This window comes from Pyxidicoccus sp. M6 (assembly GCF_055568925.1).
In genome coordinates, this window is record NZ_CM145714.1 from 2,186,601 (window position 1) to 2,210,890 (window position 24,290).

Here is a 24,290-nt window from a genome sequence, read left to right on the forward strand (position 1 = left end):
GCGCCGGACTGTAGGGCACGCGGGCCTAGTCGACCAGGACGAGACGCTGGGTGCGGCCGGCCAGGTAGCCGACCTTCCGGGCAATGCGGGCGGTGCTCTCGTCGCGCTCGTCGATGCGCAGGGTCAGCCGGGGCAGCGAGGACAGCAGGTGCCGGGAAATCTGCCCCAGGCACAGCGTGGCGTGGCCCTTCTTCCGCTCGGACGGCAGCGTGTAGAGCCCCTCCAGCTCCGCGCCGTACTGGGAGCGGCTGCCGATGTCCACCTTGAACACCAGTCCGCCCGCCTCCTCCAACACGTACGTGCGGCGCTGGCGCACGCGCTGGATGACGCGGGCCTCGTAGCCGCGCGGGTCCTCCGCCAGCGGGTCCCGCTCCATCGCCTCGCGCACGTAGCCCTGGGCCAGGGGTATCAGCCGGGGCAGGTCCTCCTCGCGCGCCAGCCGCAGGAGCGGATTGGTGAAGGGGCCCAAATCATCCGCGGACACGCTGAACAGCCGCTGCGTGCGCGACAGGCGCGGCTTGCCCTGGCAGAGGCTGCGCACCAGCGCGTCCACCGCGGCCTTGTCCCCCACCGTGCCGCGCAGCTTCAGCGTCGAGGCCAGCGCGTCCGCGATGACGCTGGTGGCGGTGGCGTCACTCGCGCTGGGGACGACGAGCCCCCCATCACCGCCCACGAAGACGGCGGCGGTGAGCACCTGGTTGTCGAAGCGCCCGTAGAAGGCGAAGGGAACCCGCCCTCGCGGAGCGATGCCGAACTCCTCCAGCAACCCCAGCAGGTAGAGGTTGTGGACCGGGTCCTTCGACAGCAGCGCGCGCAGGGCTTCCGCGTCACGGGTACCAAGCTGTTCGACGGTGACGGGCATGTGGGGGCGGGGGAGTGTCACCTTACGCAAAACCCGCCCCTACCGGCCAGCCTCCCCCAGTACGCGGAACTCGAAGGGATAGACGACCGTCGCCTTCCCCCCACCCGGAGGGGCGGGGAACCGGGCGTCCAGGAGCGAGTCCAGCACACACGCCTGCACCATCGGGTCCGGAATGGTGCTCGCCAGCAATTCACCACCCGTCATCTGCCCCGCCTCGCCCTGGCCCTCCACCGTGAACCGCAGCCGCACCGTCTGCGGCCCCCGGTTTCGCTGTGCCGCGTCCTCGAAACATTCCTGGACGAGCGGAGTCACGGACCGGATGGCGACTCGGACGTCCTCGGGAGAGATGCGCCCGGTGGTGGACTCGATGACGGGCTCCACCTCCACCACGCGCCGCGTCCCGGGGGCCGTGGCCGTCTCGGTGGGCGTGGGCGTGGCCGGGAGCTGGCTCGGGTGGGAGGGGAAGGGCGGGGGCGGGACGACGGCGGGCCGTTCAATCGGAGGAATGGACGGGTCGGGCGGAGAGGCCACCTCGGGGCGGTGGGGTTCGGGTGGTGGGACTTCCGGCCGGGTGAGCCACCAGGACAGCGCTGCGGCGAGCACCAGGAAGCCCAGGCTCACCAGGGGGATGACGGCCCAGCGGATGACGGACGGGTTGGCCATGCACTCACTCGGGGCGCCGGGGAGGGCGCCCTGGAGGAAGGATAGGTCTCACTCCGGCGGCAGGGTGCACCCGACGCTGTCGAGCACGCGGCGGATGGGCGTGCACACGCTCAGGCCCTCGGCGCCTGCCTGGTGGAGGCCCACCGCCGCGCCTGCTTCGTCCACCACCAGCGCCCCCGAGTCCCCCGGATTCGTACAGGAGGTGAGGCCGAGCTGGTCCGTGAACCAGAGCAACTGCGTGCCGCCGTCCGCGGTGGGGTAGGGCAGGCCGATGGTGAGGTGCAGCGCCGCGACGGTGCCGGACACCTGCTCGCTGGTGGCGCCCACCATGCGCACCGGTAGGCCGATGGGAACGTCGTCCCGCTGCACGGTGGGCCGGAGGTTCAGCACCGCGATGGACGTGCCCAGCAGCTCGGGCGAGTCCGGGCGCACCGTGGCCGCGTCCACGTTGGTGGGGCCCTGCTCGCGGCCGGGGACGAGCGGCCCCATGCGCACGAGCGTGCCGAACCGCGCGGCCGCGAGGCCTCCATGGTCCCTCGCCTCCTCCTGCGATGGGGCGAGCACCCTGTCCCCGGGGGCGCCCAGGCCGAAGTTGCCGAGGACGTGCGCGCAGGACAGACCGAGCAGCTCGCCCGTGTCGACAGCGCGCACCGCGCACCCCAGCGTGCCGGAGCCGCCGCGCCGGTGGCTGATGTTGAAGCCCGGCAGCACCGGCCTGTCGTCGCTGATGAAGGACTCCAGCCATGGCTCGCCCACCTCGCGCACGTCGGTGGGCACGCGGCCGCGCAGCCCCAGGCCGTCCACGCGCACCGTCTCGGGGATGCGGCGCTTCTCCGGTACTCGGTGCTTGGGGCGCTTGAGGCGCACCAGCACCTGGAGCGCTAAATCATCCACGCGCCCGCGGCTCACCTTGGGCGCGAAGCACAGGCCCACCACGTTGGGCGCGGTCCACCAGGGCGCGTGCTCCTTCGCGAGGAGGGGCGCCCTGTCCAGCTTCTGCGCGGAGCGGGCCGCCAGCCGCGCCACGGGCGGCGGGGCCGGGTCCTTGCCGACGGAGATGGCGTGGACCACGCGCCGCATCTGCTCGGTCGTCAGTCGCACTTGCGCTGCTCCGGCTTCTTCTCCGTGCACATCCCCACGGGGTGGAACTGCTTCTCGGCCTCCGCCACCGCCTCCTCCGCGGACTTGTCGCACTCGCGCTTCGCGATGTCGCCGCGGATGTCGAAGAGGCGCAGCACCTCCGTGCACCGCTGCTGGAAGGTCTTCACGCCGTCTTGGAAGAGGGGCCGCATGACGGCGGGCGAGAAGGAATAGCCACTGGCCGTCTGCAGCGCGGACTCCGGGCGGAACATCCACGCGGAGCGCCAGCTGGACGCCACCTGCTCGAAGCGCGCGGCGCCCAGCCACATGCTGGTGGCCGCCTGGAGCGCCACGGGCTCCTTGGGGACGAAGCCCGGACCGGTGCGGCGGCAGAACGGTCCCACGTTGCCCGAGTTCTGCACGTCCGCCAGCCGCTCCTCGCAGACGTTGTACTCGGCGAAGCGGCGGCTGACGGCGGCCAATTCGCCCTGCTGCACCTCGCCCACGCGCGGCTGCGCGACGAAGAGGTCGATGGTGCGCATCAGCGTGTTGACGGCGTTGGACGGCGGGTTGGAGGTCTCCGCCTGGAGGCCGCCGGTGGAAATCACCAGCACGCGCTCGGCGCCGCGCTGCACGGCCTGGAGCAGCGGCAGGCCGGAGCGCACGCCGCCGTCGAGGAACGTCCCCTGGAAGCGGCCCGCCTTCGAGGGCACCCACGGCACCGGCTCGGCGAGGACGGGCTCGACGATGGAGGCCACCGCCGCGTTGACGAAGCCCTCCACGCGCTGCTGCTCGGACGCGTTCGGGTCGATGTCCTGCGGGTCCTGGTCGCTGATGCCGTAGACGTCGCCGGTGTTGAAGTCCACCGAGACGGCTACGAGCTCCGTGTCATTCGTGAGCTGCGCGGGGACGACGGCGCTGCGCAGCTTGTCCTGCACGCCGTCGAAGCGGACGAGCCCGCGCAGGTCCGAGGCAATCTTCCAAATCCAGGTGGAGTTGACGCAGTACAGGTCCGACTCCACCGAGCACGTGTAGTTGTCGAGCAGCAGCCGGCGGGCCCGCACCTCCTGGCCGGGCGTGTGGAAGAGGTCCACGAGGGTGCTGATGAGCGCCCCGGTGCTGGTGCCGGCGGCGAGGTCGATGCGCGCATCCCCACACCCTTCCGGCGCGGGCTTGCCGCGGCACTCCTGGAGGATGCCGAGCAGCCGCCACATGATGCCGGCGCTGAAGGCCCCGTTGGCGCCGCCGCCGCTGAGCACGACGGCGTTGGACGGACGCCCCAGCTTGCGGCTCCAGCGGCGGGCGTTGACGTACTGCGCGGCGGACTCGGCGCCCTCCTGGATGCCGGGGCCGAGCACGTCCGGGCCCACCGGCTCCTGCAGCGAGTCCTGCAGGGCCACCAGCGACTGGGCGATGCCCATGGCGTTGGCGAGGAAGCGCGCCGCGTCCACCTCGGCGGGGTTGGGGTTGATGGGGTCCACGTCCTTGGGCGGCGGCGGCAGGCCCCAGAGCGAGTCCGTCACCGCCTTGTCCATGAACTTCTCGAAGCAGACCTTGTTGGTGCCGCCGGACGACTTCCGCAGGCACTCCAACTGGTCGAGGATGACCTGGGGCGAGCTGCCCATGTTGGACATCCAGCGGGCCACCTCGCGCGGGTCCACGTACGCGTCCACGAGGTGGGAGCGCGTCATCCTCGCCACGCGCTCGCGGGCGGGAATGGGCGGAGGCGCGGCCTTGGGTTCCGAGGGCTTGTTCAGCTCGCCCAGGAGGTAGTCCGTCCGCAGGAAGCAGCCGCTCGCGAGCGTGGCGAGCGCGGCCAGGAACAGCAGGCAGGTGGTGCTCCGGGTCATCGAGTCGGTCCCCCGTCAGGAGTCTTTCGCCGCGTCAGCTTCGCGCGGACGTTAGCGCATCGCTCCAACGAGGGCGGCGCTCCGTGACGCGAAAAAGCGACGCTTTGTCGCGAAGACGGACCTCGGGAGCGGGGCGCCTGGAAGGACCTGTGCTCAGGCAGTCGGTGGCCTCCTCTCCCGATGCTTCTGAAGACGCTCCATCACCTCCATGGTGAGGCTGGGGTGCGTCTCATTCCGCCTCGCCCGGGGAGGTCGTTTGCTCCAGTTGCCTGGCCATCACGACTTTCGCCCCATCCATCAGGGGCGCCAGTACGTCGTATTCCGCGTCCGGGAGGAGCGCACGGGCGGGAGCCGGGTCATCAAGGAGGTCCAGCCGGGGCCGAACGCCGAGCATGCCAGCGCCGCGCTCCGCCATGAGCACGAGATGCTCCGCGGGCTGGACATTCCCGGCGTGGTGAAGCCTCTCGCGCTGGAGGAGGTGGCGGGAGCCCTGGCGCTCGTCCTGGAGGACGCCGGCCCGCTGGACCTCGAGCAGCGCCTGGGACAGGAACCGCTGGGGACGGGGCCCTTCCTGGAACTGGCCATCCAGATAGCGGACATCGTGCTGGCGCTCCACCGGCACCACGTCATCCACCGGGACCTCAACCCCTCCAACATCGTCGTCCGGCCCGACAGCCAGCGGCTGACACTGGTCGACTTCGGCACCGCGACGAAGGCCAGGGGGCTCGTTGGCGCGTCCGAGGGAACCCTCTCGTACATCGCGCCCGAGCAGACGGGACGGATGAACCGGCTCGTCGACCACCGCGCCGACCTCTATGCCCTCGGCGCCACGTTCTACGAGATGCTCACCGGCGTCCCCCCGTTCGTCTCGGCGGACCCTGTCGAGCTCGTGCATGCCCACCTGGCCCGGCCCCCCGTCCCGCCGGAGCAGCTCAACCCCTCCGTTCCCCGGCTCCTCTCCGACCTCGTCCTCAAGCTGCTCTCGAAGATGCCCGAGGAGCGCTACCAGAGCGCGGAGGCGCTCAGCCGAGACCTCCGCGAGGCCCTGCGCCGGTGGAGGGACTCCGGCGCCATTCCTCCCTTCGCGCTCGCCTGTCATGACCTGGCGCGCGAGCTCGTCATCCCCGACACGCTCTACGGACGCGAGCACGAGCTGGCCGAGCTGCGCGGCGCCCTGGAGCGCGTCCGCGCCGGCCCCACCGAGGTCGTCCTCGTCACGGGCGAGGCCGGCTCCGGCAAGTCCTCGCTCGTTCACGAGCTGCACCGGCGGCCCGAGCAGGACGCCCGGTTCCTCTTCGGCAAGTTCGACCGGCTCCACGGCAACGTGCCCCATGTCTCCCTGGCGAAGGCGCTGGGAGGGCTCGTCCAGGGCCTGCTCCAGGAACCGCCCGACGGCGTCGACGCGTGGCGCCAGCGCCTGCGGAGCGTGCCAGGTGTCAGCGGCGGCGTGATGACCCGCTTCATTCCCGGACTGGCGCGCCTCCTCGGAGAGCCGCCGCCTCCCACCCACCTGGACGCCGCCAGCATGGAGGGCCGCTTCCGGCTCGTGTTCCAGGCCTTCATCCAGGTCTTCGCCACCCGCGAATCGCCGCTCGTCCTCTTCATGGACGACATGCAGTGGGCGGACGCGGGCTCGCTCCTGCTCCTCCGGGACCTGGCCACGGCACCGGACCTCCACCACGTGCTGCTCGTCGGCGCCTATCGCTCCCGCGAGGTGGGCCCGGACCACCGCCTCGTCCGGACACTCGCGGAGATGCGCGCCCGGGGCGCGACGCTCCGCACCATCGAGCTGCCCCCGCTGGACCTGGCCGCGCTCACCCGGCTCTGCGGAGACGCCCTCCACGCCGGGCCCGAGCGCGTCGCGCCGCTCGCGGGGCTGCTGTCGCGCAAGACGGCGGGCAACCCCTTCTTCGTCAAGCGGCTCTTGCGCCATCTCCAGCACTCCGGGCTCCTGGCCTTCGACACCGAGCGGGGCGAGTGGACCTGGGACCTGGCGCGCATCCAGCAGGTGGAAGTCACGGAGAACGTCATCGAGTTGATGCTGCTCGCCATCCGTCAGCTCCCCGCGCTCACCCAGCAGCTCCTCGGGGTGGCGGCATGTTTCCGGGACAGGGTGGACCTCTGGCTGCTGTCCGCGGTGGTGGGGCGGTCCGCCGAGGACACGGCCGGCGCGCTGTGGAGCGCCATCCAGGAAGGGCTCTTCGTCCCCGCGAGCCAGGGCCCACGCTTCGCGCGCGCGGCGGGCCCGGTCCATGAGAGCCCCGCGGTGCGCGGCGCCACCTATCGCTTCGTGCATGACCGCATCCAGCAGGCCGCGGACTCGCTCGTCTCCGAGGAGGAGCGGCGCCGCATCCACCGCGAGCTGGGGCGCCGGCTCCAGGAAGGCGTCTCCGAGGACGAGCTCGACGAGCGCATCTTCGAGGTGGTCGACCACTTCGACATGGGCCTGGAGTCGAGCCAGCCCCTGACACCATCGGAGCGCATCCGGCTCGCGGAGCTGTACTGCAGGGCCGGCGCCAGGGCCGAGGCCATGTCGGCCTTCGGCTCCGCGCTCGTCTACCTGCGGCAGGGCGTGGAGCTGCTCCCGCCCGACGCGTGGGAGTCATGCCCCGAGCTGTCCCTCCGGCTCCACCGGCTCGCGGCGGAGTGCGCGCACCTCACCGGTGACCATTCCCTCGCCGAGGCGCTCATCCAGGCCGCGCTGCCTCACGTCACCTTGGACCTGGAGCGCGTGGGCCTCTACGAAATCCACGTCATCGCCTACACCATCGAGCAGGAATACCCCGAGGCGCTCCGATGGGGCAGGGAAGGGCTGCGGCTGTTGGGAGAGGCGCCACCGGAGCGCGAGCTCGAGCGGGCCATCGCCGAGGAGTCCGCCGAGGTGGGCAGGCTGATGCGGGGGCGGACTCGCGAAGCGCTCCTGGCCGCTCCGTCCACGAGCGACGCGCGGCTGCTCACCCTCATGCGCTTCACGTCGAGCGTCGTCATGGCCGCGTACTTCGCGGACCAGCACACGCTCTTCGCCTGGTTCCAGGCGCGGATGCTCCACCTCTGCCTGGAGCACGGCCACGGTCCCCACTCCTCGCATTTCTACGTCGCCCATGCCCTGACGCTCGAGGCGGCCACGGGTGACTACGACACCGCCATGAAGCTCGGCGAGGTGGCGGTGGCGCTGAGTCGGCGTTACGGCGACCCGAAACAGGAGTCGCGGACCCTGACCACGTTCGCCGGAGCGGTGAGTCACTGGCGGGCGCCATACCGCGCCAACGTTCCGTTGCTGCGGCGGGCCTTCTCCGCCGGCCTGGAGGGCAATGAGTTCCTCTTCGCCAGCTATGCCGCCACGCAGTTGGTGGAGGTCCTCTACGCCATGGGCGCCGAGCTCTCCTCCGTGCATGCCGAAATCGAGGCCAGCCGGGTGTTCATCCAGAAGGTCGGCCATCGGGACATGGAGGCCCTCCTCGTCGCCTACCGTCAGGCCATCCGGTGCCTCCAGGAGCGGACCTGGCAGCGGGCGCGCTACGAGGACGACACGTTCTCCGAGGCGGAGTACCTCGACTCCATCCGCGACAGTCCGCTGGTCCTCTGCGAGTACCAGATACTGCGCGTCCAGACGTCCTTCCTGCTGGGAGACGTCGCCGATGCACTGGAGATGTCTCGCGCCGTGCGGACGAACCACCACCTCGTCCGGCCCCTGCTCCCCTCGGTCGAGTACGCCTTCTACACGGCGCTGACGCTCGCGGCCTCCCTGCCCGCGGCCCCCGAATCCGACCGGGACTCCCTCCGGAGCGAGCTCGGGGCGCACCTGCATCAGCTCGAGGTCTGGGCGCTGGGATGTCCCGAGAACTTCCGCCAGAAGCACCTGCTCGTCGCCGCCGAGCTTGCCCGCCTCGACGGCCGTCAGCGCGAGGCGATGCGCCTGTACGACGCGGCCATCGACGCTGCTCAGCGGAACGGGTTTCCACAGGACGAGGCGCTCGCGCAGGACCTGGCTGGCCGCTACTACCGCACGCTGGGCCACCGCCGCATCGCCACGCCCTATCTCGTCTCCGCGGTGAAGGGGTTCGCGCGCTGGGGCGCCAGGGCCAAGGCCGCGGCGCTCACGGAGGAGTTCCCGGACCTCACGCTCGGCACGGCCCTTCCCTGGAAGACGCCCACCACGCGCGACGGAGAGGAGGCGCGAGGGGCCCGGCTGGACCTGCTCAGCATCCTCAAGGCCGCGGGGACCCTCTCAGGCGAGGTGGTCCTCGACCGGCTCCTCGAGAAGCTCATGACGGTCTGCCTGGAGGTCGGCGGCGCCCAGTGTGGCGCCCTCGTCCTCCACGAAGAGGGCGCCCACTTCGTGCGCGCCCACGGCTCCATCTCAGAGCCCGTCTCGCTCGAGCGCACGCCCCTCCACGCGTCCCAGCACGTCCCCCCTTCGCTGGTGGAGCAGGCGCATGCGTCCGGAGACGCCATCGTCCTCGCCGATGCCCGGCAGAGCCCCTTCTCCGCGGACCCCTACGTCGCCTCCCACGCGCTCAAGTCCGCCCTCGCCGTCCCCATCCGCCGTCAGGCCTCGTCCGTCGGCGTGCTCTACCTGGAGAACAACCTCGTCACCCGTGCCTTCGCGCCCGACCGCGTCCGGGTGCTCCAGCTCCTCTCCAGCCAGATGGCCATCTCCCTGGAGAACAGCCTCCTGTTCGAGAAGCTCCACGTGGAAGTCGAGGAGCGCCGCCGGGCCGAGCGCGCCGTCCGCTTCCTCGCCGAGTCCTCTGCGGTCCTCGCCGAGACTCTCGACTACGAGACCACGCTGAGCCGCGTCGCGCGCCTCGCGGTGCCCTTCCTCGCCGACTGCTGCCTGGTCTACGTGCTGGAGAAGCCCGAGACGCTCCACTGCGTCGCCGTGGCCTGCGCCGCGCCCGCGAAGGAGGCCGTCCTCCGCGAGCTCCAGCGCAGCCACCCTCCCCGGTGGGACGCACGGTTGCCGGGAGTGGTGGCCGCGCGCACCGGGGAGCCGCAGCTCATGCCCGAGGTGGACGATGCGCAGCTCGCGGCCGTCAGTGAGGATGCCGCGCACCTGGAGCTGCTGCGGACCTTCGACCTCCGCTCCCTCCTGGCGGTGCCGCTCATCGCCCAGGGCAAGAGCCTCGGCTCCGTCATCCTCGTCCGGGTGACGCCGGCGCACCGCTATGGGCCCGCCGACCTCGGGCTCGCACAGGAGCTGGCGCGCCGCGCGGCCACGTCCATCGACAATGCCCGGCTGTACCACGAGGCCCGCGAGGCCATCCGCCTGCGCGACGAGTTCCTCTCCATCGCCGCCCACGAGCTGTACACGCCGCTCACCTCGCTCAAGCTCTCCATCCAGGGGCTCGAGCGCGGCGAGGGGCCCGTTCCCTCCGAGGTCGTCTCCCGCGTCTCCCGGAACGCCCCCAGGCAGATTCGCCGGCTCACCCGCCTCATCGACGAGCTGCTCTCCGTCTCCCGCCTCCGGGAGGGCCGGGTCCACTTCCAGCTCGAGGAGGTGGACCTCGCCAGCGTCTCCCGCGACGTCGCCGAGTCCTTCAGCGAGGAGTCCGTCCGCTCCCGCACGCCGCTCGTCGTCCACGCGGAGACTCCCGTTCCGGGCCGCTGGGACAGGACCCGCCTCGAGCAGGTCGTCACCAACCTCGTCGCCAATGCCCTCAAGTTCGGCGACCGCAAGCCCGTCGAGCTCTCCGTCACGTCCGAGGACGGCATCGCGCAACTGACGGTGACGGACCACGGCATCGGAATCTCTCCGGACCGGCTGCCCCACATCTTCGAGCGCTTCGAGCGCGCCGTCTCCTCGCGCGAGTACGGCGGGCTCGGGCTCGGCCTCTACATCGCGCACGAAATCGTCTCGGCGCTCGGAGGCCACATCCTCGTCGAGAGCACGCAGGGCGTCGGCACCCGCTTCACCGTCCTGCTCCCGCGCTCGGGGCCTCCCACCACCGGAGTCGGGACGTGGCAGGAGGCCGGGTATGCGTGAGGCCGGGACCCAGGCCCTGAGTCGCATGGAGGCGCGGCGCGAGGCCCCTGCGCGCGCACAGGCGGGAGACGTCCACACGTTCCGATGGTGGTGGCGGCACCGGCTGTGGCTGCTGCCCGCGCTGGGGGCGCTCGCGGGTGCCTGCCTGGGAGTCCTGCTGGTGAACCCGCCCGCCCCTCTCGCCGGGGTGCTGCGCGGGGTGGCCTGGCGGGCCACGGTGGGCGAGGCGCGAAACATGCTCGCCACCGCGCTGGGCGTCGCGCTGTCCTCGCTGAGCATCATCCTGTCCCTGTCGATGCTCGTGGTGCAGAACGCCGCCGGGCAGTACTCGCCACGCCTGCTGCGCCTGTACCTGCACAGCGCCGGTATCCGCGTCATCATCCCGGTGTTCGTCGCCACCAGCACCTACTGCCTCGTGGCCGCGCAGGCCTTCGGGTACGTGGCCGAAGCCGAGCGCGCTCCGCGCCCGGCGCTCAGCCTGGTGCTGCTGCTGCTCGTCTTCTGCGAGGGGGCGCTCGTCTTCCAGGTCTTCGACACCCTCCAGTTCATGCGCGTGGAGAACCTGGTCCGGAAGGTCGGCGAGGACACGCTGCGCGTCGCTCGGACGCTGCAGCAGCTCCGCCGGGGAGACCTGGTGGCGCCGGACTCGCTCCCGGCGCGCACGGCCGAAGCCTGGCCGCTCCAGGTCCGGCGCAATGGGTTCCTCGTCGCGGTGGATGTGCGGGAGTTGCTGGCGGTGGCCACGTCGCATGGGCTCGTCGTCCACGTGGAGCGCGCCATTGGCGAGCCGGTGATACGGGGCGGGGAGGTGGGCTGGGTCGAGCTCACGGGCCGCGGGCCGGCACCGCCACGCGAGGCCACCGAGGCGCTGCTGCTCCACGCCATCGTCCTGGACCGCTGGCGGGACGCGGACGCCGACGTGGCCCTGGGCATGCGGCAGCTCGTGGACGTGGCCATCAAGGCGCTGTCGCCCGGCATCAACGACCCGTACACGGCCGTGGAGTCCGTGGACCAGCTCACCTTCCTCTTGTGCGAGCTGGCCTCGATGCACCTGGGGCCCCGGGTGCTGGCAGATGACGCGGGACGCGCGCGCGTCTTCCTGCGCGCGTCCACGCTGCGCGACTGCCTGGTGCTCGCCACGGACCAGATTCTCCGCTACGGCGCCGCCGAGCCCGCCGTGGTGCTCCGGCTGTTGCGACTGGCCGCGGCCGTGGGACAGCACGCGCGCGGCACCGAGGACCGACAGGCGGCTCGCGAGACGTTGCGGCACATCCTCGCGGCAGCGGAGCAGGCCCAGGCAGGCTCGACGTGGCTGGAGCCGCTTCGCCGGCATGCCGAGGCCCTGGAGCAATCCCTGGAGGGAGGGCCACTTCCGCCAATGCCATCCATTGGATTCTGAAGGGCCAGCCCTCCGGTACGGGTCTCTCCTCCAGTGAGCACCGGGCGCTCGTCGTGGCCCGGTGTATGTCTGGCCTACGGATAGACTTCGCGGCGCGGCGCGATGGCCCCTTCCGCGTAGACGCGCTGGCGCCGGCTCACGCCCACCGTGGCGCCCAGCACCGCGGAGACGAGGCCCAGCAGCAGCGCGCCGAAGATGCCCCAGAAGACGCGGCCCGTGGTGTCCGCGGCCTGGAGCGCGCCCTGCTGCACCTGCTGGCCAATCTCTCCCGCCTTCTGCTTCACCTGTCCCATCGTCTGGTTGAACTGCTGCTCGACGCGGTTGGCGACGTCCTCCGCGTCCTGGCGGGACAGCTTCGTGTTGTCCGCGATGGCGGTGACGAGCGTCTCCCGGTCCAGCCGGCCCGTGCGCACGGCGGTGTTGAGGACGTCGCTGGTGGCCGCCTTGAGCTGGTCGGCGGTGACGGTCGGCTTGCCCTCCTGGGCCAGCCGCTGGTTGACGGGGCCGAGCGCGTCGTTGGCATCCAGGCCGAACGTCTTCGCGGCCTCACCGCCCTGGGACACGGCGCCCACCACGGCCGTGCCCGCCGCGCCCACGGCCGTCTTGCCCACGTTGAACACCGCGCCCATCAGCGACGAGAGGACCATGCCCATCAAGACGACGCCGGCCAGTGTCGTCAGGCCCCACAGCACCGCGCCGTGCAGCGCGCCGCCGCCCTTGTCCAGCACTCCCGCGGTACGCGCGGCCACGACACCGCCGATGAAGAGGGCGATGAGGGGCGCGATGAGGCTCCAGATGCCGGTGCCGATGCCCGCCGACTTCGCGCTGGCCGGGTCATTGGGGTTCACCGACGAGAGCCCGAGCGCGAGGCCGAGGCAGTACAGGAGAATCCAGATGCCGAGCGCGACGAAGGCGCCGCCGAAGATGGCGCTCCAGCTCAGCTTGAAGGGGACTCCCGCGACGGCGGGGACGACGGTGGGTCTTTCGCTTTCGTCGATGGCTGCCATGGCTGCCTCTCCTGCTGCACGGAGCACCCCGGTGCGGGGGATGGGCGCTCGGGTCCGAGGCAAAGATGCGCATGTGGCAAGTGGCGGACGAATCCTCCGTCCCCAGGATGTCCTGTGGGGAGGGTGGGGAGGAGGCTCAGCGCAGGCCGAGTGCTTCGACGAGCACCGCCTCGCGAGCCACCACGGGCGTTCGAGGCAGCGCGTCGAGGTGGAACCTGCTCACCAGTTCCTGGAGTGTCACGGGGCCGCCGTCTCCCAGGCCGCTCCATGCGGCGAGCAGGCCCAGGACGCGCTCGGGAGGAAGGCCCCGCTCGCGCAGCTCCGCGAGGGCGAAGGCACCCTCGCGCTTGGCGAGCCGCTTGCCGTCTTCACCGAGGACCAGCGGCACGTGGAGGAAGGCCGGCGCGGTGAGGCCGAGCGCCGCGTAGAGCTGGAGCTGGCGCGGCGTGGAGGAGAGCAGGTCGTCACCGCGCAGCACGTGGGTGATGTCGCTCGCCGCGTCGTCCACCACCACCGCGAGCTGGTAGCTGGCCACGCCGTCGTTGCGACGCACCACGAAGTCTCCCACCACGGCGTCGACGTCCTGGGCATACGGGCCGAGGAGCTGGTCCTCGAAGCGGACCTCGCCGGGGCGGGCGCGGAAGCGGTACGCGGGGGCGCGGGTGCGGGCGCGCTCGACGATTTGCGCGGCGGTGAGGTGCGCGCAGGTGCCGGGGTAGCGGGGGCCTTCCTCGGAGAGGCCGTGCGGAGCGCTGGCGGCGCGGGCGATCTCCCCGCGCGTGCAGAAGCACGGGTAGACGAGGCCTTCTCGCTCCAGCTTCGCGAGGGCGTCGCGGTAGAGGTCGTCGCGCTGACTCTGGAAGAGGGGCGTCTCGTCCCAGGTGAGGCCGAGCCACTCCAGGTCACGCATCAGGTCGTCCACGTGCTGGGGCTTGCAGCGGGCGCGGTCCAGGTCTTCGATGCGAAGGAGGAAGCGGCCTCCGGCCGCGTGAGCCTGGAGCCATCCGAGCAACGCGCTACGGATGTTGCCCAGGTGCATGCGCCCCGTGGGACTCGGCGCGAAGCGGCCACGGAAGGGGCCCGCGGGTGGAGTCGAGGTTTGCGGTGCGTGGGACGCGCTCACGGACGGACCAGAGGCTTGCGGATGGGTTCGACGGGCTTGCGGTCCGGCACCAGGGCGGCGGGCTTCGGCCCATCGAGGACACGCTCCGCGCTCGCGGGGTACGGAGCCTGCGATGCCTGGGACGTGGAGACCACGCCGGGGGAGGGCACCACGGGCAGGGCTTCCATCACGCCCGCTTCCACACCGCGAGCGGCCACGGCGGCGATGCCCTCGCGCAGCGGCTCACTGGCTTCCAGCAACTCCGTGTCGACCGAGATACGGGACAGGCGGCGCGGAGCCGTGTCTCCCGGAGCGAGGACGAACGCGTCCACCGCGAGCCCCGTGGTCACTCTCGCCACCGTGCCGAGCACCACGAGGTCCGCGCCCGCCGCGCGGCCCATCGCCGAGGCGGCTTCGAGCGCGGCGGCGTCCAGTCGATTGCTCGCCAGGGCCAGCGCGAGCGCCGCATCGGGGCCGGTGCCAGCGGGGCGCACCTGCACGACGGCCTGACGGTCCGGAGTCACATCCACGATGCCGCCCACCGAATCGCCCGAGGGCAGCACCGCGCGCCACAAGTGCGCGCCGGGCGGCACGTCGGTGACACGCAGGGGCGCGTTGCCCACGGGCTTTCCATCGAGTGTCACCGCGAGGCCCGACGGCACGGATTCGAAGCGCACGCCGCCGCGAGGCCCGGACTCCTGTGCGGCACGCACGCGTTCCACCATCTTCGCGAAGAGGCGAGAAGTGGAGGCGAGCGGAAGAGGCCGATTGGGCGCGAGGGCAAGCGCCTGCGTGAGACTCGCGGCGGCCTCTTCGTCACGGCCGGTGGCATAGCGGACGGCCGCGCGAAGGGCATACGCATCCGCCAGCTCGGAGGCGTCCGTGAGCTGCGCGGCCCCGGCGGCAAAGGCTTCCAGCGCGCGGCCCAGTGCCGCATCCGCGCGCTTGAAGTCGCGGACGTCGCGCGCGGCGGTGGCTTCCTTCACGGCCTCACGCGCCACGGTCAGGGGCTCTTCAGGAAGAGCCTTCGCGGCGTCACGAGCGACCGCGGGCGTCACAGAATCCTTCTTCGTATCCCCGCGCGCCACCGCGAGCGTGGCGGTGGAACCCGTTCCAGCTTCTCGAGCAACGGCGGGCGCAACCGCCGCCCCTCCCTCCGTGCGCGCCACCGCCATGGCGGCATCCAGCTCCACGAGCTTGAGCCCCTCCGCCGCATGCACCTCCGCGGCGATTCGCGCGGTGACTCGGGGGCCGCTCCGCGCGGGCACATCGGCGGTGACGGCCTGGAACGGAAGCACCACCACCTTCACCGCCCGGGCGCGGGCCTTCCGTGGCTCGGCGGACCGCGCGGGGGCGGGGAGGGCACCGAGGAACAGGGCAAGCAGGAGCGCAATCCGCGTCATGATGTCCGCAGAGTAACGTGTCGGGCTTGCGCCGTGAGCACCTTACGAATCGCTTCCCCTCGTGCGGCATCCATGAGAATGCCGCCCTCCGGTCGGCCGTTCCCCAGGCGGGATACCCTCAATGCGCTTCGTTCACTGCTCCGACGTCCACATCACCGAGGACTACACGAAGTACTCCCTGCTCCGGCTCGGCTGGCGGCGCTGGTTCGCCCTCGTCGAGCTCACCCTGGGCGGCCGCGCGAAGCGCTACACCCGTGCCCCCGAGGTCCTCTCCGCCATCGTCCGTGACGCCGAGTCGCACGGCGTGGACCACTTCATCCTCTCCGGAGACCTCACCGCCTACTCCCTCGACGGCGAGTTCGCCGGAGCCCGCAAGGCCCTGGGCCCCCTCGCCGAGGACCCGCGCCGCTGCAGCATCGTCCCCGGCAACCACGACGTCTTCACCCCGGGCAGCATCCGCGCCGACCGCTTCGCCCGCCACTTCGGCCAGCTCCTGAAGAGCGACCTCCCCGAGTACCAGCGCGAGGGTCCATACCCCTTCGTCCGGCTCGTCGGAAACGAGGCCGCCGTGGTCGGCCTGCTCTCCACCCGCCGCGCCCCCCTGCCTGCCTTCCCCTACGGCCACATCGGCGAGGCCCAGCTCGAGGGGCTGGCGGCCCTGCTGAAGGACCCTCGCCTGGACGGTCGGGCGGTGCTCGTCACCATCCACCACGCGCCGCGCAACCGGAAGGGCCGGCCGGACCGATGGAACCACGGCCTGCGTGACGCGGATGCCCTGCTGCGCCTGTTGCCCGGTCCGCGCTTCGCCGTCCTCCACGGCCACATCCACGAGCGCTACTACCACCCGGCCACCGCGGACCGGCCCCACCTCTTCGGCGCCGGCTCCTCTACCGAGGCCGGCCACGAGGGCTACTGGGTCATCGAAGTGGCGAACGGGAAGGTGGTGGGCGGAAAGCCGCACACGCCTGCCCTGTGACAGCGCGGGCCCGCAGGGGTAGAAACCCACCCCATGTCGAACGCGCCGCACCCGCAGCCGCCGCCCCACGATTTCTCCCTCGAAGAGTACAAGGCCCTGCGCACCCTCCAGCGCGCCGTGGATGACCTCCTCGAGGAGAGCCTCCGCGAGCGGGAGACGCTCACCCAGTCCTTCCGCCGCTGCTTCCCGCCCGTCCTCAAGCTCACCGGCGCCCGCGCCATCGCCATCACCACCCGCGACGAGGAGCTCGTCGAGCAGACCTGGAGCGAGGGTGACTGGGGAGACCGCTACCCCGGCTCGCTCCTGGAGGGCCCGTCCGGCGCGAGGCGCCTCGATGGCGACACGCTGGTGACGCAGGCCCTGGACGTGGCCGGCACGCGCGTGGGCACCTTCGGCATGCTCTTCCCGGGCACGCACGCCACGCCGGAGGCCGAAGCGCGCCTGCTGCGCATGCTGGACACCGTGGCCGAGCAGCTCGACACCGTGCTGTGCCTCGTGCACACCGCGTCGGAGAAGCACCAGCTCATCATTCAGTGCAACACGCACCTGGCCAACCCCGTCTTCGAGGCGGGCATGGACCAGGCGGTGCTGACGCTGGCGCAGCGCGTGCGGCTGCCGGGCTTCCTCCTGCTCTACAAGGACGCCGTGCGGCCCCACGTGCTGCACTACCGCACCTACCGCAACGGCTACCTCGAGTTCGAGAGCGGTGAGCAGCCCAGCCCGGTGCTGGAGAAGGCCATCCGCCAGTACGGCCCGCGCCTGCTCGCGACGGAGGAGTCCGCGCTGCGCCAGCTCTTCGGCGGCCGCACCACCGAGGCGGTGCTCATCTCCGGCGCCAACACCAGCGAGCCCCTGGGCAAAATCGTCATCTGGAGCGACGCGGGCTTCTCCGCGTACTCCATGGACCTCATCCGCGTGCTGGCCTCCACGCTGAGCCAGCGCCTGCTGGACTACAACCGCGAGCGCATCCACCTGTCGCAGTTCTTCCCCACCGCTGTCATCGACGCGCTCCTGCAGGACCCGAACTACGCGCAGCACCTGCGCGCGCAGGACCAGGAAGTCGGCATCCTCTTCGCGGACATCAACGGCTTCACCCGCATCTGCGAGCAGGGCTTCGACAGCCCGCGCAACATCGGCCGCTTCGTGGACGAGTGGAGCGAGCGCGCCGTGGGCTGCATCTGGGAGCACGGCGGCGTCTTCGACAAGATGGTGGGCGACTGCGTCATCGGCCTCTTCGGCCCGCCCTTCTTCAAGTCCTCACGCCTGGAGCGCGCGCAGGCCGCGGTGAAGGCGGCGTGCGACATCCAGGCCTTCACCGCGTCGCTCGGCGCGCGCGAGGAAGTGGCCGCGCTGTGCGAGCGCGTGAAGCTGCCCGGGCTCGGCGTGGCGGTGGGCGTCAACCTGGCCAACGCCAACTGCGGCCTCTTCGGCCCCAACCGGCAGTACACCGCCTTCTCCAGCGGGATGAACCAGACGGCGCGCCTGCAATCCCTGGCGGGCTTCCGCGAGACGCTGGTGATGGAGAGCGTGCGCGAGGTGCTCGCCACGTCGCGCGAGCCCTTCTTCCAGTCCCTGCGCTTCGGACCGCTGACGGAGACGCCGGTGAAGAACGTGGCGCAGCCCCTGCGCCACTACCAGCTCATGCCGCTCAAGCCGTGAGATGACGGCCCGAGCGCTGGCGCGGCTCAGGCCTTGAGGTGCGGGGCCGCGTAGCGCCGCGAGAAGTGAATCCAGCGGCGCTCGTCCACCTCGACCTGCCACTCGGAGTTGGGCGTCAGCGGCATGCGGCGCTTGAGGAAGCCCTCCAGATGGTCCGCGGCCTTCACGGGTGTGAGGCCCGGCGCGCGGAAGGCGACGTGCAGGTAGACGTCCAGCGTGGCACCCACGTCCACCGAGGCGCTGACGCGCAGCGAGCCCACGCGACGTTGGTAGATGGGGTTCTGCCCCGGCCACGTCGCCGGGTCCATCTGTGCCACCGAGAGCCAGTTGAACGGCTCGAGGATGAAGTCGAGCAAGTCGTCGCTCGCCTCGTCCAGCGTTGCGTGCTCCTGGATGGAAAGCATCGCCCACCTCCTCGGGGAACCGATGGAAAGAATGTGCCCACGTCCATGTCGCGTGCAAGGGGCCCCCATTCCTTTCACCCACGCTGTCCGTCACCGACACGACGCACACACGCAGGTGTGGGGCGGGGCCCGCACTCACGCGTGAGTCAGCCGCGCTCCAGTGCGCGCACTTCGTCCGCGTTGAGCTTCACCGACGCGGCCGCGACGTTCTCCTCCAGGTGCTTGACGGAGGAGGTACCGGGAATCGGCAGCATGACGGGCGAGCGGTGCAGCAGCCATGCGAGCGCGAGCTGCCCCGGCGTCACGCCATGATGCTTCGCGGCCCGCTCGCGCAGGCGTGCGAGGGCGGCGTTGGGTGTCGAGACCATGCGCAATCCTCCGGGTGGGGGGCGCACGTTAACGGACGCGGGTGACACCCGCCCGCCGTTCCAACCCTGTCCTCAAGGGCTGGTGGGAAGTGAACGGCGCGAGCGCCGCTCCACGGTGGACTTGAGCTGCCCACAGCCCGCGTCGATGTCGATGCCCCGGCGCTGACGCACCGTGCTGGGAACGGCATAGGTCGTCAGCACGTCCTGGAAGGCGCGCACGGACTCGGGACGGCTGGGGCCTCCGTCGTAGCCCACGGTGGGATTGAGGGGGATGACGTTGACGTGCGCATCCATGCCGTGCAGCAATTTCCCCAACGTGTGCGCGTGCTCGGGCGTGTCGTTGCGGCCGGAGATGAGCGTCCACTCGAAGAAAATGCGGCGTCCGCGTTTCTCACTGTAGTAGCGGCACGCGTCCATCAATTCATTCAAGGGCCAGCGGCGGCCGGCGGGCACGAGCGCCGCGCGCTCTTCGTCCGTGGCGCCGTGGAGGCTGACGGCGAGGTGCACCGGGCGCTCCTCGTCCGCGAGCCGGCGGATGCCGGGCACCACGCCCACGGTGCTCAGGGTGATGAAGCGCGGCCCGATGGCGAGGCCGAGCGCATCCACCAGTATGTCCACCGCGGACATGGTGTGCTCGTAGTTGTGGAGCGGCTCGCCCATGCCCATGAGGACGATGTTGCGCAGCGTCTCGTTGGACTCGCGGAGGATGCGGGTGACGTGCAGCACCTGACCCACGATTTCGCCGGGCGTCAGGTGGCGCGACAGCCCCATCTGCCCGGTGGCGCAGAAGACGCACCCCATGGCGCAGCCCGCCTGCGTGCTGATGCACACGGTGGCGCGGCCCTTGAAGCGCATGAGGACGGTCTCAATCGTCTGTCCGTCCTCCAGCTTGAGCAGCAGCTTGTGCGTATGGCCGTCGCTGCTGAACGTCTCGGTGTGCGTGGCGAGGTGGCCCAGGCGGGCGCGCTCGCGCAGGGTGCTCTGGAGGTCCGGGCGCAGCCCGTCCACCTCGTCCAGCGAGCGCACGCCCTTGCGGTACAGCGCGGTCCACAAAAGGTCGCGGTAGTAGGGGCCACATCCCCAGCCGGAGAGCAGCTCCCCCAGCGCGGGGCGCGTCAAGTCGTACAGGTTGATGGGCGTGTCGGACGGCATGGCCATGGACGGAGATAACACACCGGCCGGGCGTGCAGCTTCTGACGGGAGGGCGGAAGGTGTGGGGCAGGCGGGCCGGCGAGCCCTGCGTCCTCCTGCCGGGGCGGAAGGGCGTGGATACCCTGGACCCATATGGGTCTGGCCATCCAACAGGAGGAGTTCCGCCCGGAGGACTACGAGCGCTTCTCGCGGCGGCTGACGGAGAACCTGGAGGCGCTGCGCGCGCTGCTGGCGCGCCCGGGCTTCGGGGGTGGGCCTAGCACCATCGGCGCGGAGCTGGAGCTGTTCCTCGTGGACGGAGCGGGCTTCCCGCTGCCCATCAACCGGCAGGTGCTGGCGCAGACGATGGACCCGCGGGTGACGCTGGAGCTGGACCGCTTCAACCTGGAGGTCAACCTGCGCCCGGGGCCGCTGGCCGGCCGTCCCTTCACCGCGCTCAAGGCGGAGTTCGAGGACACGCTGGGCGAGGTGCGGCGCGCGGCGGCCACGCAGGGCGCGCGGGTGGCCGTCATCGGCATCCTCCCCACGCTGCGCGAGGCGGACCTGGGGCGTGGCGCCATGACGGGGCAGGCCCGCTACCGCGCGCTGTCCGCGGCCATCCGTCACCGTCGCGCCGCGCCCTTCCATGTGTCCATCCACGGCGAGGACGCGCTGACGCTCACCTGGGACGACGTGACGCTGGAGGGCGCCAACACGTCGCTCCAGTACCACCTGCGGGTGGCGCCCGCGGACTTCGCGCGCATGTACAACGCTGCGCAGCTGGCGACGGCGCCGGTGCTGGCGGTGTCCGGCAACTCGCCGCTGTTCCTCGGGCGCAGGCTGTGGGACGAGACGCGCGTGGCGCTGTTCCGCCAGGCGGTGGATGACCGGGGCGAGCCGGGCGAAGGTGGCTTCCACCCGCACGCGCGCGTGTCCTTCGGGCACGGCTGGGCCCGCGAGGGCGCGCACGAGCTCTTCGCGGAAGCCATCGCGCTGCATCCGCCGCTGCTGCCCGTGTGCGGGCGCGAGTCGCCTCTGGAGCGCGTGAAGGCCGGCGGGCTGCCGGGGCTGGACGAGCTGCGGTTGCACCAGAGCACGGTGTGGACGTGGAACCGTGCCATCTATGACCCCAAGTGCGACGGCCACCTGCGCATCGAGCTGCGCGCCCTGCCCGCGGGCCCCACCGTGGTGGACATGGTGGCCAACGGTGCCTTCCTGTACGGCCTGACGCTGGCGCTGGCGGAGCGGGTGGATGCGCTCCTGCCCGCGATGCCCTTCATCCACGCGTGTGGCAACTTCATCCGCGCGGCACGACAGGGGCTGGACGCGGACCTGCTCTGGCCCTCGGACGCGGCGCCCAGCCCGAGGCCGGTGCCGGCCCTGGAGCTGCTGCCCCGGCTGCTGCCGCTGGCCCGGCAGGGACTGGTGGGGGCCGGGGTGGACGCGGCCGATGCGGACGCCATGCTGGGCGTCATCGAGCGGCGCGTGGCGCTGCGGCGCACGGGCGCGCGCTGGCAACGGCAGGTGCTGGCCCGGCTGGAGGAGCGGATGCCCCGCGCGGACGCGCTGGCGGCCATGCTGGAGCGCTACCTGCTCCATGCCGACGCGGGCGAGCCCCTGCATACCTGGCCGGTGGAGTAGGCGGCGCCCGCCCTTCTGGGGAGGATTGCGGCGAGGCACGCGGGCCGGTGAATATCCGGCCGCCTGCTACGTCAGCGTGCTGGCGGTACCCCGCGCAGACCCCGCTCCATGGTCCGACTCTTCCTCCTGCTGCCCGTCCTGTTGCTGTGCGCCTGCACCACCATGCGCGGCCGCGCCGATGACCTCGCCCGCAAGGGCCAGTTCGTCGAGGCCGCCGCCATCTACGACGACCTCATCTTCCAGCGCCCCTGGGAGAAGGAGCTGGTCCCCATCCGCGATGATTTGCGCTGGAAGGCGCTGGAGCAGCTTCTGGGCAATGCCCGCCGCTACCGCATCGAGGGGCGCGACGAGGACGCGGAAGTGAGCCTGCTCGGCTTCCTCGAGAAGCGCAAGGAGTGGAACTCGCAACTGAATGGCGCGCTGGAGAGCTCGCTGCTGGAGGAGATGGGCGGGACGCACCAGCACCTGCGCTTGCTCATCGGCGACCCGGCCCGGAAGGGGCTGGCGCTCACCGCCGAGCAGTCGCTGATTCGCAAGCGGCCGCTGCTGGCCCACAAGGAGATGGTCGTCATCCAGCGGGAGATGGAGAACGCGGTGCTCCAGAGCGGCAAGGACGCCTGCCAGCGGCTGCGCGGCGTCAGCACGGACGACACCCCGCACTGGAAGGAGTTGGTGTTCCGCTACTGCGCCCACTGGCGCGAGTACGCGCCCCAGCCGCCCGCCGCGCCGGAGCTCTTCGGTCCCGCCTCGTTCGACGGCGACATCTCCGGCCTGAACGAGGCCCAGGTGAACCTGCTGCGCGAGCACCTCACGCGCGCCTTCGAGTCCTCACCCTGGTTCTCTCCCGGCGCGACGCCGCGGCCGGCCTTCTCGCTTGCGGGGCGCTTCTCCACCGAGCACGACAGCCAGTCCGTGGAATTGACCGCGCCGTACACGGAGAAGGTGCCCTACACGGACCACGAGGACCGCACGGAGACGATTGAGGAGCCCTACACCGAGGTGGAGGAGTACACGGACGACAAGGGCGAGAAGAAGAAGCGCACCGTGACGAAGTACCGCAAGTACACGCGCACCTTCACCGTGCCCGTGACGAAGTACCGCGACGTGGCGAGGACCTTCGAGTACCACGCGCTCCGCCTGTCCGTGGCGCACCGGGTGTCGCTGTCCTCCTCCGGCGTGCTGGACGCGCGGCGTGGGCCCTTCACCGCCGCGCTCCAGGACGCGTTCTCCGAGTCCGGCTACGAGCACGACGTCTCCTTCTCCGACGCCAACGTCTCGCCCCAGCACGTTTCCTTCACGTCCCCGGACGCCTGGCTCGCGCAGCGCCTGGCCGGCATGGGCAACGTCTTCGCGAAGCGGCTGGTGGAGCAGTGGCGCGAATCCTACTGCTCCACGCCCACGCTCACATTGGACGATGCCGCCCGCTGTGCACGTGCTGGCGCCGAACTCCCCACTCCTGCTTACCGTGTTCTCTCTGAAGTCCTCGGGGATGACGCGGCGCGAGTGCCTCAACTCTTCGCGTCACAGTGAGGAGTCAATGAGGAGTGAACACCTCGGCGGACGGGGCGCGGTGTCATCAAAGACCGTATGGATTGTTCCGGAATTCTGACGTGAAATACCTCTGGGTACGGGACTTGATTGTGTGTCAACCCCGTCTCGAAGGGCATTTCGACCCAGAGGACCGTATGCATCCAACCGAAGTCCGAAGTCGTTTTTCTCGAGGGGCTGTCGCGCTGTGGATGGCTTCTTCTCTGGCGCTCGCCGGTTGCGGCGGGGCGGAGGCTTCCGAGAGCGCGGAGCCGTACGCGACGGAGTCACAGGGACTGGACACGAGTGGTGACGAGGGCCTCGACGCCGACCGTCGCATCATCGTGTACCAGACGCAGTCGCTGCAGTTGTACTGGGTGGACAGCCGGGGGAGCTCGCGGCTGGTGGCGCAGCGCACCGGCAAGCCGGTGATTTCGCCGGACGGCCGGCAGGTGGCGTACGCGAAGCTGCCGGACAACTACAGGGCGGGGGACCCGGTGACGAGCGCCGACCTCTACGTGCTGGACGGTACCTCCGGCCGCTCCTCGCAGCTCACTCGCGGCCATGACGACACCGAGCCGGTATGGACGAAGGACAGCCGCAGCCTGCTGTTCCAGTCCACGGAGCGCTCGGGAGTGCCGTCGCTGTGGAAGGTCCGCGACAACGGCTACGGCGTGGAGCAGGTGACGAACGTGGGCCTGGGCCGGACCAGCACCACCGTCGTCCCCAACCCGCTCTCCAGCGACGATGTGGAGTGGGACTTCGACCGCCGCATCATCGTCTACAGCACCACCAGCCTGACCAACGGCGACGTGCGCGTCATCAGCTTCGACCGCTCGCTCAACGCGGTGGCCGCGTTCAGCCTGGGCTCGGGCTACGGGGCGAAGTGGACCAACCCCGGCACCGTCAGGTTCACGCGCGACGTGGAGGGGCAGACCCTCACCATGGAAGTGCATGTGTACTGAGGGGACGTGACGCGGGGCCGGAAGGCGGCGCCGTGTGCAGGGCAGTGAAGCAGGGCAGTACCGCAGCAGGATGAAGTGCAGTGGCCGCAGGCGGGCCGGCGCGGAAGCAGCGGAGCGCAGGCGCCCGTGGGGAGGGGCAACGGAGGCCCTCCCTCGCCGCGGCTCGGCTTCATCCGTCGTCGTGAGGCACGGGCGACGTCGAGGCGCCTGGGCGGCCGGGCCCGGCCCCGATGCCCGGCGAAGCCCGAGCCTGCATCGCGCGCACGT

The 24,290-nt window shown here is 71.1% G+C and carries 17 protein-coding genes; 7 read left to right on the plus strand and 10 right to left on the minus strand.

The genetic code is table 11. The annotated features are described in order from the left end of the window. Positions 1 to 25 precede the first annotated feature (25 nt). From ACVTJA_RS09125 to ACVTJA_RS09140, 4 genes are all read right to left on the minus strand, one after another. Positions 26 to 862 (minus strand): GNAT family N-acetyltransferase, encoded by an 837-nt coding sequence (locus ACVTJA_RS09125; RefSeq protein WP_465840345.1) that lies wholly within the window; start codon positions 860 to 862, stop codon positions 26 to 28. A gap of 39 nt (positions 863 to 901) precedes the next feature. Next, positions 902 to 1,525, minus strand: coding sequence for an AgmX/PglI C-terminal domain-containing protein (locus tag ACVTJA_RS09130; RefSeq protein WP_465835605.1), 624 nt, complete (start codon positions 1,523 to 1,525; stop codon positions 902 to 904). A gap of 48 nt (positions 1,526 to 1,573) precedes the next feature. Further along, on the minus strand, positions 1,574 to 2,419 hold the full coding sequence (locus ACVTJA_RS09135; RefSeq protein WP_465835607.1) for a chymotrypsin family serine protease: 846 nt from the start codon (positions 2,417 to 2,419) through the stop codon (positions 1,574 to 1,576). Between the two features lie 197 nt (positions 2,420 to 2,616). Continuing rightward, positions 2,617 to 4,455, minus strand: coding sequence for a patatin-like phospholipase family protein (locus tag ACVTJA_RS09140; protein WP_465835609.1), 1,839 nt, complete (start codon positions 4,453 to 4,455; stop codon positions 2,617 to 2,619). Positions 4,456 to 4,711: 256 nt separating this feature from the next. Here ACVTJA_RS09140 and ACVTJA_RS09145 point away from each other — a divergent pair, with 256 nt between their 5' ends. Beyond that, positions 4,712 to 10,441, plus strand: coding sequence for an AAA family ATPase (locus ACVTJA_RS09145; protein ID WP_465835610.1), 5,730 nt, complete (start codon positions 4,712 to 4,714; stop codon positions 10,439 to 10,441). Beyond that, the gene (locus ACVTJA_RS09150; RefSeq protein ID WP_465835612.1) at positions 10,434 to 11,840 is read left to right on the plus strand and encodes a DUF2254 domain-containing protein; all 1,407 of its coding nucleotides are present in this window, start codon (positions 10,434 to 10,436) and stop codon (positions 11,838 to 11,840) included. Before ACVTJA_RS09145 ends, ACVTJA_RS09150 begins: the two co-directional genes overlap by 8 nt. 74 nt (positions 11,841 to 11,914) lie before the next feature. On the opposite strand, the gene ACVTJA_RS09155 is transcribed toward ACVTJA_RS09150, so the two are convergent. From ACVTJA_RS09155 to ACVTJA_RS09165, 3 genes are all read right to left on the minus strand, one after another. Further along, positions 11,915 to 12,847, minus strand: a complete 933-nt coding sequence (locus tag ACVTJA_RS09155) for a hypothetical protein (RefSeq protein ID WP_465835614.1) — start codon at positions 12,845 to 12,847, stop codon at positions 11,915 to 11,917. Positions 12,848 to 12,983: 136 nt separating this feature from the next. Beyond that, on the minus strand, positions 12,984 to 13,886 hold the full coding sequence (gene gluQRS, locus ACVTJA_RS09160; RefSeq protein ID WP_465835616.1) for a tRNA glutamyl-Q(34) synthetase GluQRS: 903 nt from the start codon (positions 13,884 to 13,886) through the stop codon (positions 12,984 to 12,986). Between the two features lie 80 nt (positions 13,887 to 13,966). Further along, positions 13,967 to 15,352: a PEGA domain-containing protein gene (locus ACVTJA_RS09165; protein ID WP_465835617.1), complete on the minus strand. Its 1,386-nt coding sequence runs from the start codon at positions 15,350 to 15,352 to the stop codon at positions 13,967 to 13,969. Between the two features lie 121 nt (positions 15,353 to 15,473). Between ACVTJA_RS09165 and ACVTJA_RS09170 the strand changes: the two genes are divergently transcribed. Together ACVTJA_RS09170 and ACVTJA_RS09175 are read left to right on the plus strand one after the other, a co-directional pair. Then, complete coding sequence (locus ACVTJA_RS09170) at positions 15,474 to 16,328, plus strand: metallophosphoesterase family protein (RefSeq protein ID WP_465835619.1); 855 nt, start codon at positions 15,474 to 15,476, stop codon at positions 16,326 to 16,328. Between the two features lie 33 nt (positions 16,329 to 16,361). Further along, a complete protein-coding gene (locus ACVTJA_RS09175; RefSeq protein WP_465835620.1) occupies positions 16,362 to 17,987 on the plus strand; it encodes an adenylate/guanylate cyclase domain-containing protein in 1,626 nt (541 codons plus the stop codon). Positions 17,988 to 18,013: 26 nt separating this feature from the next. Here the strand turns inward: ACVTJA_RS09175 and ACVTJA_RS09180 are convergent, their stop codons facing one another. The 3 genes from ACVTJA_RS09180 to rlmN all read right to left on the minus strand — a co-directional run bounded on the left by ACVTJA_RS09180 (position 18,014) and on the right by rlmN (position 19,911). Continuing rightward, on the minus strand, positions 18,014 to 18,391 hold the full coding sequence (locus ACVTJA_RS09180; RefSeq protein WP_465835621.1) for a hypothetical protein: 378 nt from the start codon (positions 18,389 to 18,391) through the stop codon (positions 18,014 to 18,016). A gap of 146 nt (positions 18,392 to 18,537) precedes the next feature. Beyond that, a complete protein-coding gene (locus ACVTJA_RS09185; protein ID WP_465835623.1) occupies positions 18,538 to 18,759 on the minus strand; it encodes an aldo/keto reductase in 222 nt (73 codons plus the stop codon). Between the two features lie 72 nt (positions 18,760 to 18,831). Further along, complete coding sequence (gene rlmN / locus ACVTJA_RS09190; RefSeq protein WP_465840346.1) at positions 18,832 to 19,911, minus strand: dual-specificity RNA methyltransferase RlmN; 1,080 nt, start codon at positions 19,909 to 19,911, stop codon at positions 18,832 to 18,834. A 132-nt stretch (positions 19,912 to 20,043) separates the two neighbouring features. Between rlmN and ACVTJA_RS09195 the strand changes: the two genes are divergently transcribed. From ACVTJA_RS09195 to ACVTJA_RS09205, 3 genes are all read left to right on the plus strand, one after another. Then, entirely contained in the window at positions 20,044 to 21,531 is a 1,488-nt protein-coding gene (locus tag ACVTJA_RS09195) for a glutamate-cysteine ligase family protein (protein WP_465835625.1), read from the plus strand. A gap of 108 nt (positions 21,532 to 21,639) precedes the next feature. Beyond that, a complete protein-coding gene (locus tag ACVTJA_RS09200; RefSeq protein WP_465835626.1) occupies positions 21,640 to 23,061 on the plus strand; it encodes a hypothetical protein in 1,422 nt (473 codons plus the stop codon). 209 nt (positions 23,062 to 23,270) lie between these two features. Further along, positions 23,271 to 24,023 carry a TolB family protein gene (locus ACVTJA_RS09205; protein WP_465835628.1) on the plus strand — a complete coding sequence of 251 codons (753 nt, stop codon included), beginning with the start codon at positions 23,271 to 23,273 and terminating at the stop codon, positions 24,021 to 24,023. Positions 24,024 to 24,290: the final 267 nt, after the last annotated feature.